Annotated in this window: 14 protein-coding genes; 9 read left to right on the top strand and 5 right to left on the bottom strand. The window is 71.8% G+C overall.

The window, feature by feature from the left end; genetic code table 11:
• The first annotated feature begins 46 nt into the window (after positions 1–46).
• Positions 47–1,537 carry an MFS transporter gene (locus tag ACWGN5_RS11495; RefSeq protein WP_453513612.1) on the top strand — a complete coding sequence of 497 codons (1,491 nt, stop codon included), beginning with the start codon at positions 47–49 and terminating at the stop codon, positions 1,535–1,537.
• A gap of 137 nt (positions 1,538–1,674) precedes the next feature.
• Here ACWGN5_RS11495 and ACWGN5_RS11490 read toward each other — a convergent pair whose 3' ends face one another.
• From ACWGN5_RS11490 to ACWGN5_RS11480, 3 genes are read right to left on the bottom strand one after another with little or no spacing between them, the layout of a single operon-like run.
• Positions 1,675–3,474 carry an ABC transporter ATP-binding protein gene (locus ACWGN5_RS11490; RefSeq protein WP_453513610.1) on the bottom strand — a complete coding sequence of 600 codons (1,800 nt, stop codon included), beginning with the start codon at positions 3,472–3,474 and terminating at the stop codon, positions 1,675–1,677.
• The gene (locus ACWGN5_RS11485) at positions 3,471–5,249 is read right to left on the bottom strand and encodes an ABC transporter ATP-binding protein (RefSeq protein ID WP_453513608.1); all 1,779 of its coding nucleotides are present in this window, start codon (positions 5,247–5,249) and stop codon (positions 3,471–3,473) included. The genes ACWGN5_RS11490 and ACWGN5_RS11485 overlap by 4 nt, the downstream gene beginning before the upstream one ends.
• Positions 5,249–5,659, bottom strand: coding sequence for a hypothetical protein (locus tag ACWGN5_RS11480; protein WP_453513607.1), 411 nt, complete (start codon positions 5,657–5,659; stop codon positions 5,249–5,251). The genes ACWGN5_RS11485 and ACWGN5_RS11480 overlap by 1 nt, the downstream gene beginning before the upstream one ends.
• Before the next feature lie 21 nt (positions 5,660–5,680).
• Here ACWGN5_RS11480 and ACWGN5_RS11475 point away from each other — a divergent pair, with 21 nt between their 5' ends.
• Positions 5,681–6,229 (top strand): hypothetical protein, encoded by a 549-nt coding sequence (locus ACWGN5_RS11475; protein ID WP_453513605.1) that lies wholly within the window; start codon positions 5,681–5,683, stop codon positions 6,227–6,229.
• Positions 6,230–6,309: 80 nt separating this feature from the next.
• Here the strand turns inward: ACWGN5_RS11475 and glgX are convergent, their stop codons facing one another.
• Complete coding sequence (gene glgX / locus ACWGN5_RS11470; RefSeq protein ID WP_453513603.1) at positions 6,310–8,511, bottom strand: glycogen debranching protein GlgX; 2,202 nt, start codon at positions 8,509–8,511, stop codon at positions 6,310–6,312.
• A gap of 203 nt (positions 8,512–8,714) precedes the next feature.
• Here glgX and ACWGN5_RS11465 point away from each other — a divergent pair, with 203 nt between their 5' ends.
• The 6 genes from ACWGN5_RS11465 to ACWGN5_RS11440 all read left to right on the top strand — a co-directional run bounded on the left by ACWGN5_RS11465 (position 8,715) and on the right by ACWGN5_RS11440 (position 15,067).
• A complete protein-coding gene (locus ACWGN5_RS11465) occupies positions 8,715–9,893 on the top strand; it encodes an Ig-like domain-containing protein (protein WP_453513601.1) in 1,179 nt (392 codons plus the stop codon).
• A 159-nt stretch (positions 9,894–10,052) separates the two neighbouring features.
• Positions 10,053–11,300 carry a L,D-transpeptidase gene (locus tag ACWGN5_RS11460; RefSeq protein ID WP_453513599.1) on the top strand — a complete coding sequence of 416 codons (1,248 nt, stop codon included), beginning with the start codon at positions 10,053–10,055 and terminating at the stop codon, positions 11,298–11,300.
• An 82-nt stretch (positions 11,301–11,382) separates the two neighbouring features.
• The gene (locus ACWGN5_RS11455) at positions 11,383–12,150 is read left to right on the top strand and encodes an enoyl-CoA hydratase/isomerase family protein (protein ID WP_453513597.1); all 768 of its coding nucleotides are present in this window, start codon (positions 11,383–11,385) and stop codon (positions 12,148–12,150) included.
• Between the two features lie 63 nt (positions 12,151–12,213).
• Entirely contained in the window at positions 12,214–12,732 is a 519-nt protein-coding gene (locus tag ACWGN5_RS11450; RefSeq protein WP_453513595.1) for an ATP-binding protein, read from the top strand.
• Positions 12,733–13,118: 386 nt separating this feature from the next.
• Positions 13,119–13,886 carry a polysaccharide deacetylase family protein gene (locus ACWGN5_RS11445; RefSeq protein WP_453513593.1) on the top strand — a complete coding sequence of 256 codons (768 nt, stop codon included), beginning with the start codon at positions 13,119–13,121 and terminating at the stop codon, positions 13,884–13,886.
• Entirely contained in the window at positions 13,886–15,067 is a 1,182-nt protein-coding gene (locus tag ACWGN5_RS11440; protein WP_453513591.1) for a YncE family protein, read from the top strand. Before ACWGN5_RS11445 ends, ACWGN5_RS11440 begins: the two co-directional genes overlap by 1 nt.
• Before the next feature lie 4 nt (positions 15,068–15,071).
• Here the strand turns inward: ACWGN5_RS11440 and ACWGN5_RS11435 are convergent, their stop codons facing one another.
• The gene (locus ACWGN5_RS11435) at positions 15,072–15,710 is read right to left on the bottom strand and encodes a GNAT family N-acetyltransferase (protein ID WP_453513589.1); all 639 of its coding nucleotides are present in this window, start codon (positions 15,708–15,710) and stop codon (positions 15,072–15,074) included.
• 75 nt (positions 15,711–15,785) lie between these two features.
• On the opposite strand from ACWGN5_RS11435, the gene ACWGN5_RS11430 reads away from it, so the two are divergent.
• Entirely contained in the window at positions 15,786–16,001 is a 216-nt protein-coding gene (locus ACWGN5_RS11430) for an EF-hand domain-containing protein (protein WP_453513588.1), read from the top strand.
• Positions 16,002–16,049 lie beyond the last annotated feature (48 nt).

Below are 16,049 nucleotides of genomic sequence, written 5' to 3'. Positions count from 1 at the left end.
TAGGGCGTTCGTGGCGTCGTACGCCCCGCGTTGCTTCGCTGCTGCCATGACGCTCACCGCAGGCCCTTCCACGGCCGCAGAACCCGCCCGTGCCGGACGGCGTGAATGGACCGCCCTCGGCGTTCTGATGCTCCCTCTCCTCCTCGTCTCCATGGACGTCTCCGTCCTCTACTTCGCCATCCCCTCCATCGCCGCCGACCTCCGGCCCGGGGCCACCCAGCAGCTGTGGATCCTCGACATGTACGGCTTCGTGCTCGCCGGGCTCCTCGTCACCATGGGCGCCCTCGGCGACCGCGTCGGCCGCCGCAAGCTCCTCCTCCTCGGCGCCGGGCTCTTCGGCGCCGCCTCCGGGGCCGCCGCCTACGCCCACAGCCCCGGCGCCCTCATCGGCGCCCGCGCCCTCCTCGGCGTGGCCGGCGCCTGCCTCATGCCGTCCACCCTCGCCCTGATCCGCACCCTCTTCCAGGACCCGGCCCAGCGCGCCAAGGCCGTCACCCTCTGGACCACCGTCATGGCCGGCGGCATCTCCCTCGGGCCCGTCGTCAGCGGCGCGCTCCTCGAACACTTCTGGTGGGGGTCCGTCTTCCTCATCAACCTGCCCGCGATGGCCCTCCTCCTCGTCCTCGCGCCGGTGCTCGTCTCCGACTCCAAGGGGGCCGCAGGCGGTGGGCGGTTCGACGTCGTCAGCGGTGTCCTCTCGCTCCTCGCCCTGCTGCCCGTCATCTACGGCCTCAAGGAACTCGCCAAGGACGGCTGGGCGCCGCTGCCCGCGCTCGCGGTCGTCGCCGGGCTCCTCCTCGGGCTCGTCTTCGTCCGCCGGCAGGCCCGGCTCGACCACCCCATGGTCGACCTGCGACTCGTCCGGACCCCCGCGTACGGCGGCTCCCTCGTCGTCAATCTGCTCGCCATGGCCGCCACCGTGGGCTTCGCCGTCTTCCTCACCCAGTACCTTCAGTCCGTGCTCGGCCAGAGCCCGCTGGAAGCGGCCCTGTGGAGCCTCGTGCCCACCGGGGGAGTCATGGTCGCCGCGCCCCTCGCCGCGGTGCTCGCCCGGCGGGTCGACCACGCGTACGTCATGGGTGGCGGGTTCCTCGTGTCCGCCGCCGGGTTCGGATGGCTCGCCTTCGTCGAACGCGGCACGCCCTTCTGGGTCGTTCTCGTCGGCAGCGCCGTCTACGCCGGCGGGCTCGTCGCCTCCATGACCCTCGCCAACGAGCTCGCCCTCGGCGCCGCGCCGCCCGAGCGCGCCGGTGCCGCCGCCGCCGTCCTCGAATCCGGGTCCGAGCTGGGCGGGGCGCTGGGCATGGCCGTCCTCGGGGCGGTCGGGGCCGCCGTGTACAGCGCCGCGATGCCCGCTTCGGCGCCGGCCGCCGCTCGGGAGACGCTGGGGGGTGCGCTGTCGGCCGCGCCCGGCGTTGTCGAGGCCGCGCGGGGCGCCTTTGTCGAGGCGATGTCCGGGGCTGCCGTGGGCGCTGCTCTGTTGATGCTCTTCGCTGCCGTGCTGTCCGTGGTGCTGCTCCGAAGGCGGACCGCCTGACAGGGGTCGTCGGGGACGGGCAGGGGGTCGTGTTCGGGACTGCATGATTTACGGCGCCGGGGCGCCACACATCACGCTTTACGTCCCGAACACGACCCCCTGCCCGTCCCCCACTTCTGTCCGACGGCCCCTATCCCTCAACCCACCAGGCTCTCCCGCCACGCCTGGTGCAGGCCCGCGTAGTGGCCCTGGCCCGTCACCAGGGTCTTCGGGTGGCCGTCCTCGACGATCCGGCCCTGCTCCATCACCAGGACCCGGTCCGCCACCTCGACCGTCGACAGGCGGTGGGCGATCACGACCGCCGTACGGCCCGCCAGGACCGTGTCCATCGCCCGCTGCACCGCCCGTTCGCCCGGTACGTCCAGGGAGCTCGTCGCCTCGTCCAGGATCAGGACCGCCGGGTCAGCCAGGAGCGCTCGCGCGAACGCCACCAGTTGGCGCTGGCCGGCGGAGATGCGACCGCCTCGTTTGCGGACGTCCGTGTCGTAGCCGTCGGGGAGCGTGGTGATGAAGTCGTGCGCCCCGATGGCCTTGGCCGCGTTCTCGATCTCCGCGCGCGTCGCCTCCGGGCGGCCGATCGCGATGTTGTCCGCGACCGTGCCGGAGAAGAGGAACGCCTCCTGGGTCACCATCACGACGCTGCGGCGCAGGTCGGCTGTCGTGAGGTCGCGGAGGTCCACGCCGTCCAGCTTCACGTGGCCCTCGGTGGGGTCGTAGAAGCGGGCCAGGAGTTTGGCGAGGGTGGATTTGCCCGCGCCCGTCGCGCCCACCACGGCGACTGTCTGGGCCGGTGGGATCGTCAGGTTGAAGGTGGGGAGGACCTCGCCCCCCGTTCGGTAGGAGAAGCTGACGTTCTCGAAGGTGATTTCTCGGCCGCCCGTTCTGGGCGGCAGTTCCTTGGGTGTCGTCGTCTCCGGGACTCCCGGTTCCTGGGCCAGGAGGCCGGCGATCTTGGTGAGCGATGCCGCCGCCGACTCGTACGAGTTCAGGAACATGCCCAGGCGGTCGATCGGGTCGTACAGACGGCGCATGTAGAGCACCGCCGCCGCCAGGACGCCCAGTTCGAGCGTGCCTTCCGCGACCCGGTACGCGCCCCACAGGCACATGCCGGCCACCGCTGTGTTCGCCACCAGGCGGGAGCCCACCACGTAGCGGGCCATTTCCAGGAGGGCGTCGCCGTTGCTGCGTTCGTGGCGGTGGTTGAGCGTCCTGAACTCGGCGTCGTTCGTTCTTTCGCGGCGGAACGCGCGGACCGGGCGGATGCCGTTCATCGTCTCCGCGAACTTCACGATCACGCCCGCGATGGCCGTGGAGCGTTCCGCGTACACCCTGCCCGCCCGGGTCCGGTAGAGGCGGATGAGGAGGGAGAGGGGGAGGAAGGAGGCCACCGCCACCGCTCCGATGCCCCAGTCCAGCCAGAGGAGGATCAGGGAGATCGACGCGAAGGAGAGGACGACGCCGATCAGTTCCTGGAGGCCCTCCGAGAGGAGTTCGCGCAGCGATTCGACGTCCGTGGTCGAGCGGGAGATGAGGCGGCCCGAGGTGTAGCGCTCGTGGAAGTCGACGCTGAGGAGTTGGGCGTGGCGGAAGATGCGGCCGCGGAGGTCCAGGAGGACGTCCTGGTTGACCCTCGCCGCGCCCCGTACGAACCCGTACTGCAGGGCGCCGGAGAGGGACGCGCAGAAGAGGTAGCCGAGTGCCACGGCGATCACCGGGCCGTCGTCTCCCGCGCGGAAGGCCGGGACCGCCCGGTCGATGGCGTACGCGACGAGCAGCGGGCCCGCCTGGAGCGCCGCCTCCCTGACGAGGAGGGTCAGGGACAGGAGCACGAGGCGGGCGCGGTGGGTGGCCAGGAGGGAGCGGAGGAGGGTCTTCGTCGCTCCCTCGGAGGTCGGGAGGTCGTCCTGGTCGAAGGGGTCGTCCGGTGGTGTCGTCATCGGTTCTCCAGCCCTTCTCCGGACATCAGCCAGGCGTACTCGGCGTTCGTGCGCAGCAGTTCCTGATGGGTGCCCACGGCCGCGATCCTGCCCCGCGAGAGCAGCGCGACCCGGTCGGCGAGCATCACCGTCGACGGGCGGTGCGCCACGACCAGGGCCGTCGTCTCCCGGAGGACCTCGCGCAGTGCCGCCTCGACCCGGGCCTCCGTGTGGACGTCGAGCGCCGAGAGGGGGTCGTCCAGGACCAGGAACCGGGGCCTGCCGACGACCGCGCGGGCCAGGGCCAGGCGTTGCCGCTGGCCGCCCGACAGGCTCAGGCCCTGCTCGCCGACCTGGGTCGCCGTGCCCTCGGGGAGCCGGTCGACGAAGCCGTCCGCCTGGGCGATGGACAGGGCGCGCCGCAGTTCCGGGTCGCCCGCCCGCTCCGCGCCCATCAGGACGTTCTCGCCGACGCTCGCCGAGAACAGCGTCGGTTCCTCGAACGCCATCGAGACGAGGGAGCGGAGTCGGGGCCGTTCCATGAGGGCGATGTCCTCGCCGTCCAGGAGGATGCGGCCCGTCGTCGCCTCGTGCAGTCGCGGTACGAGGGCGGTGAGCGTCGTCTTGCCGGAGCCCGTGCCGCCCACCAGGGCCATCGTCTCGCCGGGGAGGATGTGCAGGTCGATGCCGTCCAGGACGGGGGGCGTGTCGGCGGGGGCGTCCGGGTAGCGGAAGGTGACGCCTTCGAAGCGGACCCCGTCGTGGGTGTCGTCGGTGGTGGTGTCGCCCTTCGTCTCCTGTTCCTCGGGTGCGTCCATCACCTCGAAGTACCGTTCCGTCGCGGTCGCCGCCTCCTTGCTCATCGCGAGCAGGAAGCCGATCGACTCCACCGGCCAGCGCAGCGCCAGGGCCGTCGACAGGAACGCGACCAGGGTGCCGGCGGAGAGGTCCCCGTCCGCGACCCGCACCGTGCCCAGGACGAGGGCCGCCCCGATGGCCAGCTCCGGCAGGACGGTGATGACCGCCCAGATCATGGCGAGCAGCCGGGCCTTGGCCAGTTCCGTGCCGCGGAGGTGTTCGGCGAGTTCCCGGAATGCCCGGGCCTGGCTGCGGTGCCGGCCGAAGCCCTTCACGATCCGGATGCCGAGGACGCTCTCCTCGACGACCGTCGTCAGGTCGCCGACCTGGTCCTGGGCCGTGCGCGCCACCGTTCCGTACCGGCGCTCGAAGAGGTGGGAGACCAGGACGAGGGGGAGTGCGGGCGTGAGGAGGATCAGGCCGAGCGTCCAGTCCTGGGTGAGGAGGAGGACGTAACCGGCGAGGATCGTCACGCCGTTGACCAGGAGGAAGGTCAGGGGGAACGCGAGGAACATCCGGACCAGCATCAGGTCCGTCGTCCCTCGGGACAGGAGCTGTCCCGACGGCCAGCGGTCGTGGAACGCGATGGGGAGGCGCTGGAGTCTGCCGTACAGGTCGGCGCGCATGCGGGCCTCGACGTGGGACAGCGGGCGGGCCACCAGCCAGCGGCGGAAGCCGAAGAGGACGGCCTCGGTGATGCCCAGGAGGAGCAGGTACAGCGCTCCGAGCCAGACGCCTCCGGGGTCCCGGTCGGTGAGGGGGCCGTCCACCAGCCACTTGAGGACGAGCGGGATGACGAGCGAGAGGCAGGACGCGACGATCGCGACGAACGCGGCCGTGAACAGCCGGCCCCGCACGGGCCTCACGTACGGCCAGAGGCGGAGCAGGACGCGGACCGTCGAGCGGTCGGAGGGCGGGGGCAGCGGTTTCTCGGGCATCAGGTCCGACCATACGGTTCACCACTGACGCGTCTCATCCGGTTTTCCCGGAGATTGGTCTTGACCTCTCGAAGTCGCACGTCGGAGACTTGCGCGACCCCACAGGGGGGGGCATGCACAAGGGGAACCACATGACCACGCTCGACGCCTACGGCGACCGCTGCGAGCAGCTTTTCCTCGCCGGCGGCACGGCGGCCGTCCGCAGGGCCGCGTAAGAGGGCATCGACGCACTCGGCCCGCATCCGGACCTGTACTGCTGGCTGGCGCTCGGCCACGCCGTCGAGGACGAGGACGACCACGACGACGCGGCGGAGAAGGCCTTCCGCGCGGGTCTCGCCCTGGACGGCGACCATCTCGGGCTCCTCGCCGGGTACACCGAGCTGTGCCTGCGCGCCGACGAGTTCGACCACCCGGGCCGTGCCGCCCGGGCCGTGGCGCTCTCGCGGCGCCTGAAGGAACTGGCCCCCGAATCCGCCGAGGCCGACCGGGTCGAGGCCGTCGAACGCTGGGCCCGCCGCGGTTACTGGGACGACCTGCGGTGGAACGTCGCGCGTGAGGCTGTCGCGACGCGGGAGACGCATGGGGCGACGGTGACCCAGGCGCGCGCGCTCACCGACGCGCTCGCCAAGGAGGGCCACGAGGCGGCTCTCGCCGCGGCCCGGGCGGCCGAGGCCGCGGATCCGACGGACCGCGAGGCGGCCGTGCGGGCCGCGATGCTCGAAGCGCTCGCGGGCCCGTGGAACGCCCCCGTTCGCTTCCTCGGGCGTTATCGGCCGGCCGTCTGGGCGGTGTCGGTGCTGCTGGTGTTCGTCACCAATCAGCTGCTTCGCCAGACCGGTGTCGTCGACTCGTTCAGCCCTTGGGGCTATCTGTGGCTGGTCCCGGTCCTCCTCGTGGACCGGCGGTTCGCGGCGGTCCGCCGCGAGGCCGAAGCCCACTACCTCGCCCGCCTTGAATCCAACCTCGCCCCCCGCACCTGATCCGCCCGGTGCCCGGAAGCCCACACCCCGTGTGGGCTTCCGCCCCTTGCGGAACGCCTGCCCACAAGGGGGTGGGCCGGCTACTCGCGGACTCGTAGGAGGAGGAACGAGCGGGGGGCCACAGGGATCGGCGCGCCGCCCTCGTGGTGCGTGCCCGGCGGCCCGGACTGGTCCTCCCGGGCGGTGTCCACGACGAGTTCGTACGACTTCGCCCACGGCGGCCCCGGGAGGTGGACGTCCAGGGGCCGGGGCCCGGCGTGGAGGACGGCGAGGAAGCTGTCGTCGGTGATCTGTTCGCCCCGGGCGTCCCGGCCCGGGATGTCGCGGCCCGACAGGTAGAGCCCGAGGGTCGCCGTCGGCGCGTACCAGTCCCGTTCCGTCATCTCGGTGCCCTCGGCGGTGAACCAGGCCAGGTCCCGCAGCCCGTCCGCGCCCTGCGGCCGGCCGGAGAAGAAGGCCCGGCGGCGGAGGACCGGGTGGCGGTGGCGCAGGGCGAGGAGGCGGCGGGTGAGGGTGAGGAGGCCCTCGCGGCCCGGGTCCTCCGGGAGGGTCCAGTCCAGCCAGCCGAGTGCGTTGTCCTGGCAGTACGCGTTGTTGTTGCCGCCCTGGGTGCGGCCCATCTCGTCGCCCGCGACGAGCATCGGGACGCCGGTGGACAGGAGGAGGGTGGTGAGGAGGTTGCGCTGCTGGCGGAGCCGGAGGGCGCTGATGCCTGCGTCGTCCGTCTCGCCCTCCGTCCCGCAGTTCCACGAACGGTTGTCGTGCGTGCCGTCCCGGTTGCCCTCGCCGTTCGCCTCGTTGTGCTTGCGTTCGTACGTCACCAGGTCGCGCAGCGTGAAGCCGTCGTGTGCGGTGACGAAGTTGACCGAGGCGTACGGGCGCCGCCCGCCCCAGGCGTACAGGTCGCTGGAGCCGGACAGCCGGTAGCCGAGGTCCCGGACGTCGGGCAGCGCCCCGCGCCAGAAGTCCCGTACGGCGTCCCGGTAGCGGTCGTTCCACTCCGTCCAGAGCGGGGGGAAGGCGCCGACCTGGTAGCCGCCGTTGCCCACGTCCCACGGCTCGGCGATGAGCTTCACCCGGCGCAGGACCGGGTCCTGGGCGATCACCGCCAGGAACGGGGACAGCATGTCGACGTCGTGCATCGAGCGGGCGAGGGCCGCCGCCAGGTCGAAGCGGAAGCCGTCGACGCCCATCTCCGTGACCCAGTAGCGCAGGGAGTCGGTGATGAGGCGGAGGACCTGCGGCTGGACGACGTGCAGGGTGTTGCCGCAGCCCGTGTAGTCGGCGTACCGGCGGGCGTCGGACTGGAGGCGGTAGTAGCCGCGGTTGTCGATGCCCTTCAGGGACAGCGTGGGGCCCAGTTCGCCCGCTTCCGCCGTGTGGTTGTAGACGACGTCGAGGATGACCTCGATCCCCGCCGCGTGCAGCGCCCGCACCATCCGCTTGAACTCGCCGACCTGCTGCCCGGCCGTGCCCGAGGAGGAGTAGCCGGCGTGCGGGGCGAAGTAGCCGACGGAGTTGTAGCCCCAGTAGTTCCGCAGGCCGCGGCGGAGGAGGTGGTCCTCGTGGGCGAACTGGTGCACCGGGAGCAGTTCGACGGCCGTGACCCCGAGTCGTACCAGGTGGTCGATCGCCGCCGGGTGCGCCAGTCCCGCGTACGTGCCCCGCAGGTGCTCCGGGATGCCGGGGTGCTGTTTCGTGAAGCCCTTGACGTGCAGTTCGTAGATGACCGAGTCCTGCCAGGGCGTCTTGGGCCTGCGGTCGTCGGACCAGTCGTCGTCGTCATGGACGACGACGCCCTTGGGGACGTACGGGGCGGAGTCCCGCTCGTCGCGGACGGTGTCGGCCACGTGCTGCTGCGGCCAGTCCCGGACGTGCCCGTACACCTCGGCGGGGAGCGCGAAGTCCCCGTCGACCGCTCGGGCGTACGGGTCGAGGAGCAGCTTCGCCGGATTCCAGCGGGCGCCCGTCCACGGGTCCCAGCGGCCGTGCACCCGGTAGCCGTACCGCTGTCCGGGGCCGATGCCCGGGACGAAGCCGTGCCAGATCTCGTGGGTCAGTTCGGTCAGCGGGAGCCGTGTCTCGGTCCCGTCCCTGTCGAAGAGGCACAGTTCCACGGCCTCCGCACCGCCCGCCCACAGGGCGAAGTTGGTGCCCGTCACCCCGTCGGGGCCGACCCGGCAGCGGGCCCCCAGGGGGGTCGGCGCCCCCGGCCACACCGGTGGCGCGGCCCGCTCCAGGGCATGCTCCTGTACCGCCTCCTGCTCGGCTGCGCTCGCCACCGTCCCGGCCTCCCGCGGCTCGTCGGGCCCGCACCCGGGGGAGCGGCGGCGTCCCGGCCGCCGCTCCCGCGCGTGGTTCTCCCCCTGTTCTGCCCGCACGGCCGTGCTCCCAACATGACCCGCACGCACGTTTCCCCTGGAGGGTGGCCGTCGTTGGGCCGGGCGTGACATGCGTATGGAAGCGGGCGAGGCACGCCCTGGTGGTGGCGGGACTGATCGCGGGGCTTGCGGGCTGCACCGGGGCGGACGGCGGTGGCGGCATCGACATCAGCCTGCCGGGGAAGGCGCGGGCCCCGGGTGATGTCATCCGGGTGAGTCCTGAGGACGGCAGCCGGGCGGTGCCGGCGGACGGGCCCGTCGAGGTGAAGGTGGACGGCGGGCGGCTCGAACGGGTGACGGTCGTCCAGGTGGAGGACGGCCGGCGGTCCGCGGTCGCCGGGGAGATCTCGGCGGACGGGCTGCGCTGGCGGCCCCGGCCGGACACCCGGCTCGCGCTTGCCGCCAAGTACAGCGTGGACGCGGTCGCGCTCGACGCGCACGGGCGTCGCTCGGCCCGGCACACCGTCTTCACCACCGTGGTGCCGGAGTCCCGCTTCATCGGCTACTTCAAGCCGGAGAACCGTTCCACGGTCGGCACCGGGATGATCGTCTCCTTCGGCTTCAACAGGCCGATCGAGAACCGGGCCGAGGTCGAGCGGGCCATCCGCGTCACCTCGGAGCCGCCGGTGGAGGTCGTCGGCCACTGGTTCGGCAAGGAGCGGCTCGACTTCCGGCCCGCCGCGTACTGGCGGCCCGGCACGAAGGTCACGGTGGAGCTGGGGCTGCGGGACGTCGAGGGGGCGCCCGGGGTGTACGGCATCCAGCGCAAGACGGTCGGGTTCACCGTCGGCCGCTCCCAGGTGTCCCTGGTCGACGCCGCCGCGCACACCATGGAGGTCCGCAGGGACGGCGAGGTCCTCGCGACGGTGCCGATCACCGCGGGCGCGCCGAAGACCACCACGTACAACGGGAAGATGGTCGTCACCGAGCTGTACGACGTGACCCGGATGGACGGCAGGACGGTCGGCTTCGGCGGCGAGTACGACATCAAGGACGTGCCGCACGCCATGCGCCTGACCGACTCGGGGACCTTCCTGCACGGCAACTACTGGGCGGACGCCTCCACGTTCGGCTCCGCCAACGTCAGCCACGGCTGTGTCGGCCTGCGGGACGAGAAGGGCGGCAGCGCGGACTCGCCCGCGGGCTGGTTCTTCGACCGGACGCTCATCGGGGACGTGGTGGAGGTGGTCAACTCCAAGGACAAGGAGGTCGACCCCGACAACGGTCTCGGGGGTTGGAACCTGGAGTGGGGCGAGTGGAAGGCCGGTTCCGCCCTGTCGTGACCTTCCCTGCCCCGTATCACGCCGACTGGGACTGAACGGTGACATTCACGAGGAACTTTCGTGTCCTGCGGTGTGATTATCTAGCGCTGTGTGCGCGAGTGGATGCGCACGGGGGTGGGGCCGTGGCATTGCCAGGCCGTGTGAGGGGAGACGACCACAGTGAACGGTCAGCCGATATCGGGGGCCAAGCGGAGCCGGCGCGGGGGCGCCAGGCTGCAGGCCCTGGCGGCGGGGGCGATGCTCCTGGTCCTGACCGCCTGCGGCGGCGGTGAGACCGCCACCGGTGGCGGTGCGGGGGGGAAGGCGCCGGCCGCCCAGGGCGGCGGCAAGCAGGAGAACGCGGCCTCCCAGGCGGTCGTGACGATCCTTCCGAAGGACGGCGCCGACTCGGTCGCCACCAGCGGGGCCCTCAAGGTCACCGCGACGCAGGGCAAGCTGACCACGGTCACGGTCGCCGACTCCAAGGGCACCGAGGTCGAGGGCAAGATCGCCGCCGACGGCGCCAGCTGGTCGCCGACCGCGCACCTGGCCGCGGCCACCCAGTACAAGGTCCACGCGATCGCGAAGGACGCCGACGGCCGTGAGTCGGCGAAGGACACCACCTTCACCACCCTGGTCCCGAAGAACACCTTCATCGGCCAGTACACGCCGGAGGACGGCTCGACCGTCGGCGTCGGCATGCCGGTCTCCATCAACTTCAGCCGGGGCATCACCGACCCGGAGGCCGTCGAGAAGGCCATCAAGGTGACGGCCGTGCCGGCCGTGCAGGTCGAGGGCCACTGGTTCGGCAACGACCGGCTCGACTTCCGTCCCAAGGAGTACTGGGCCGCCGGCACCAAGGTGACGGTGCAGCTCAACCTGGACGGCGTCGAGGGCCGCCCCGGCGTCTACGGCAAGCAGAAGAAGACGATCAGCTTCACCATCGGCCGCCGTCAGGTCTCCACCGTCGACGCGAGCGCCAAGACGATGAAGGTCGAGCGGGACGGGGCGATCATCAAGACGATCCCGATCACCGCGGGCGCGCCGGCCACCACCACGTACAACGGCCAGATGGTCATCAGCGAGAAGTACAAGGTGACCCGCATGAACGGGGCCACGGTCGGCTTCGGCGGCGAGTACGACATCAAGGACGTGCCGCACGCGATGCGTCTGTCCAACTCGGGCACCTTCGTGCACGGCAACTACTGGGCGCCGTCCTCCACCTTCGGCTCCAGCAACGTCAGCCACGGCTGCGTCGGCCTGGAGGACGCGCGGGGCGCGGGCGACAGCTCGACTCCGGCGGCCTGGTTCTACGACCGCTCGATCATCGGTGACGTCGTGATCGTGAAGAACTCCAAGGACAAGCAGATCACCCCGGAGAACGGCCTCAACGGCTGGAACATGGACTGGTCGGAGTGGATCGCCTAGTCGTACGCGACCGACCGCGGGCCCGGTGCTGTGAGCAACAGCACCGGGCCCGTTGTCGTTAACGGCCACTAACCTTCGTCCCATGACTGTGAACCTCGAAGTCGCCGAAGGCGTCGGCACGATCCGCCTCGACCGCCCCCCGATGAACGCCCTGGACATCGCCACCCAGGACCGGCTGCGCGAGCTGGCCCAGGAGGCGACCGACCGCGACGACGTGCGGGCCGTGGTCCTCTACGGCGGCGAGAAGGTGTTCGCGGCCGGCGCGGACATCAAGGAGATGCAGGTCATGGACCACGTGGCCATGGTCAAGCGCTCGCGCGCCCTCCAGGACTCCTTCACCGCCGTGGCCCGCATCCCCAAGCCGGTCGTCGCCGCGATCACCGGCTACGCCCTGGGCGGCGGCTGCGAGCTCGCGCTCTGCGCCGACTACCGGATCGCCGGCGACAACGCGAAGCTGGGCCAGCCGGAGATCCTGCTCGGCCTGATCCCCGGCGCGGGCGGCACCCAGCGCCTGTCGCGGCTCGTCGGCCCCTCCAAGGCCAAGGACCTCATCTTCACGGGCCGGATGGTGAAGGCCGACGAGGCCCTGACGCTCGGTCTGGTCGACCGGGTCGTCCCGGCCGCCGAGGTGTACGAGCAGGCGCACGCCTGGGCCGCGAAGCTGGCGCAGGGCCCGGCCGTCGCCCTGCGGGCCGCGAAGGAGGCGATCGACCAGGGTCTGGAGGCCGACATCGACACCGGTCTCGCCATCGAGCGGAACTGGTTCGCGGGCCTGTTCGCCACCGAGGACCGCGAGACCGGGATGCGCTCCTTCGTCGAGGAGGGCCCCGGTAAGGCGAAGTTCGCCTGACGATCCTTCACGGGTGGGGGCCGATTCCATCGGAACGGCCCCCGCGGAGGGCTCCGTACGGCCATGATGGGGGGCATGGCGGGCCTGGAGGGTAGGGAACAACCGTGGCAGCGCGCGAGCGCCGCCGCGCCGCGGTGGTCACCGGCCGCGGACGACGAACAGGCCGCCGACGCAGTGGAGTTGTACGGCAATCCGGCCGAGGAGGATGTCCGGCTGCCGTCCCGCCCCGAGTCCGCGTGGGTGGCCCGCAGGCTCACCCAGCACGTCGTGCTGCGGCAGTGGGGGCTCGGTCCGACGATCGCCGAGCACGCGGTGCTGCTCGTCTCGGAGCTCGTCGGGAACGCCGTCCGGCACACCGGGGCCCGGGTCTTCGCGCTGCGGTTACAGCGGCGCCGCGGCTGGATCCGGATCGAGGTGCGCGACCCCTCGCGCGGACTGCCGTGTCTGATGCCGGTGCACGAGCTCGACATCAGCGGCCGCGGGCTCTTCCTCGTCGACAAACTCGCCGACCGCTGGGGCGTGGACCTGGCGCCGCGCGGCAAGACCACCTGGTTCGAGATGCGGGTCGCCGACCGGCCCTGAGGGCTGATCCCGGACGCACGGAAGCCCCCGTGCGCCGTGGTGGGGTGCGTGGGGGCTTCCGTGGGGTGCGCCGTGGACGGGGGGGTGTATCCACAGCGCCGCTATGTCGACCTGGCCCGGGTCAATGGGGGTCGTGTCTCCGACTATGGCAGACGGGGGGCCTTGCCGCCAAAAGTCCCTAGCGGGGCAAGATAGGTCAAAAGCGGACATTGTGATTGTGAATCGTTGGTGACATGCGGCACTGACCTTGTAAACAATGAATGACTATGCGGTTCGCTGGTTGTTCCCCGGGGTCGTCCGCATGGTGGACTCCCGGCGCATGCCCGCAAACGTCCTGAATTGGCCTAATCGTGACCAATCGGGCGACATCCCTCTTGAATGGTCGCGTGAAGCCGACCGACCGCCGAGGAGCCCTCCGGACGGGCGCGGCCGCCGCCCTCGCGGGAGCCCTCGCCACCGCCTGCGGCACGGAACCCCGCCCCGCCCCCGCCGCCGCCGCGCGGCGCCCCGCCCCCGCGCCCGTCGCCGCCCCGGCCCCGCGCCGCTTCCCCGGACAGCCCGACGAGATCGCCCACGGCCCCCGTGACCGGCTCCGCGTCGCCCTCACCTTCCACGGCCAGGGCGACCCCGCCCTCGCCCGGCGGCTCCTCACCCAGGCCGAGCAGGCCGGCGCCCGCGTCACCGTCCTCGCCGTCGGCAGCTGGCTCGACGAACACCCCGCCCTGGCCCGCCGCGTCCTCGACGGCGGCCACGACCTCGGCAACCACACCCAGCGCCACATCGACATCAACGCCATGACCGAGGCCGAGGCCCTCGCCGAGATCGAGGCCTGCTCCGGACGGCTCCGCCGGCTCACCGGCTCCGTCGGCACCTGGTTCCGCCCCTCCCGCGCCCGGAACGCCGCCCCCCACGTCCTGCGGGCCGCCCGGCGCGCCGGATACCCGCACGTCCTCTCGTACGAGGTCGACTCCCTCGACTTCACCTCGCCCGGCGCCGCGGCCGTCGTCCGCAACGTCACCGGGACGGTCCGGGCCGGATCCGTCGTCAGCCTGCACTTCGGCTACCCGGACACCGCCGCCGCGCTGCCCCTCCTCCTCGCCGACCTCGACCGCCGCGGCCTGAGCGCGGTCACCACCACGGAGCTGCTGAGCTGATGGCACACCTCAAGAAGCGCACCCGCGTCCTCCTCGCCGCCGCGCTCCTCACCGGCCTCGCCGGCTGCGGCAGCGCGAACCACCCCGAGGGCGCCGCCCCCGTGAAGAAGGCCGCCGCCCCCGCCGTACCCAAACCGGCCGCCGCCCCCGCCGGACTGCCCGGGATGCCGCCCCTGCTCGACGCCCACGACGTCTACGCCGCCGACCGGCCGAACCGGCTCTCCCCGGTGGTACGGAACTTCCCCTCCCGGGTCTACGTCCCCAACACCAACTCCAACACCGTCTCCGTCATCGACCCCACCACCTACCAGGTCGTCGAGACCATCCCGGTCGGCGTCCAGCCCCAGCACGTCGTCCCCTCCTGGGACCTGAAGACCCTCTGGGTCAACAACAACCGGGGCCACACCCTCACCCCCATCGACCCCGCCACCGGCGTCGCCGGCAAGCCCGTCGAGGTCCACGACCCGTACAACCTCTACTTCACGCCCGACGGCAAGTACGCCGTCGTGATGGCCTCGCTCGACCGCGAACTCGTCTTCCGCGACCCGCACACCATGGAACGGAAGAAGTCCGTCCCCGTCAGCTGCTACGGCGTCAACCACGCCGACTTCTCCGCCGACGGACGCTACTTCGTCGTCTCCTGCGAGTTCTCCGGCGAACTCCTCAAGGTCGACACCGAGAAGATGGAGGTCGTCGGCCAGCAGAAACTGCCCCTCGACGGCGCCATGCCGCAGGACGTGAAGATCTCGCCCGACGGCAAGACCTTCTACATCGCCGACATGATGGCCCACGGCATGTGGGTCCTGGACGGCGACAAGTTCACCACCCCCACCCTCCTGCCCACCGGCAAGGGCTGCCACGGCCTCTACATCAGCCGGGACTCCCGCGAGATGTACGTCTCCAACCGCGGCGAGGGCACCGTCTCCGTCTTCGACTTCGGCCAGGACAAGCTCACCAAGAAGTGGCGGCTCCCGGACGGCGGCTCCCCCGACATGGGCGGCGTCTCCGCCGACGGCAAGGTCCTCTGGCTCTCCGGACGCTACGACTCCGAGGTCTACGCCCTCGACACCACCACCGGCAAGCAGCTCGCCCGCATCCCCGTCGGCAGCGGCCCGCACGGACTCGCCGTCTATCCGCAGCCGGGCCGCTACTCCCTGGGCCACACCGGAATCTTCCGGTAGCCGCTCAGCCGGCGATCAGGAGGGCCTCCGAGGCCACCGGGCGGTAGCCCGCCGCCTGGAACACCCGGACGCTGCGGGCATTGCCGGGAGCCTGCTGGGCCCACACCACCTCGCCCGGGGTGAGGTGGCGGGCCGCCGTCGCCAGGGCCCGCCCCAGGCCCCGGTGGCGCACCTCCTCGTCCACCTCGACCGCCGCCTCCCAGCGGCCCCCGACGCCCCGCCCCAGGACCAGGACACCGCCGTCGGCCGCCCACACCCGGACCTCGTCCCGGAACTTCAGCGCCCGCGCCACCCGGGGATGCGACGGGTCGTCGATCTCGCGGAGCTCCAGCGGCGGCGGGCCCGGCAGCGCGTCGGCCACCGTGAGCAGGTCGATCGTGTTCATGTGCCGGCCGGTGCGGGCCATCAGCGCGAGCAGGAAGGCCGGGTTCATGCTCGCCGCGAGCGGATCGGCCGAGGTGGCCGCCAGCGCTGCCCGTACCCACTCCGGGTCGGCGTCCGTGAAGACCACGGAGTGCGCCGTGAAGGCCAGCACCCCCGCGTCCCGGGGACCCGGCTGGGGCACCACCGTCGTCGAACCGTCCGGGGGCGGGAACTCCCCGCGTGCCGCCGCCGCCAGGATCCGTGCCACGTCGTCGCTCATACCGCCATCATCCGCCAGGACGGGAGCCAGCTAATCTGACCCCCGTCAGACAAGCACCAAGAAGGGGCGGACGCAGTGGCGGACATCGACTCGGCACGCACGGCATTCAACAAGTTCGACGTGGACGGCGACGGTTTCATCACCGCCGCGGAGTACAAGCACGTCATGGCGCAGCTGGGCGACTTCAACGTCACCGAGACGGTCGCCGAGGCGCTCATCAAGCAGCGCGACGACAACGGCGACGGCGTGCTGTCCTGGGACGAGTTCTGGGCGCACTACAGCAAGGCCTGAGACATCGCGAAGACGAAACGGCCGCCCCGGGGGACGACCCCCGGGGCG

Source organism: Streptomyces sp. NPDC055815 (assembly GCF_053616475.1).
This window is presented reverse-complemented; position numbering and strand designations above follow the sequence as displayed.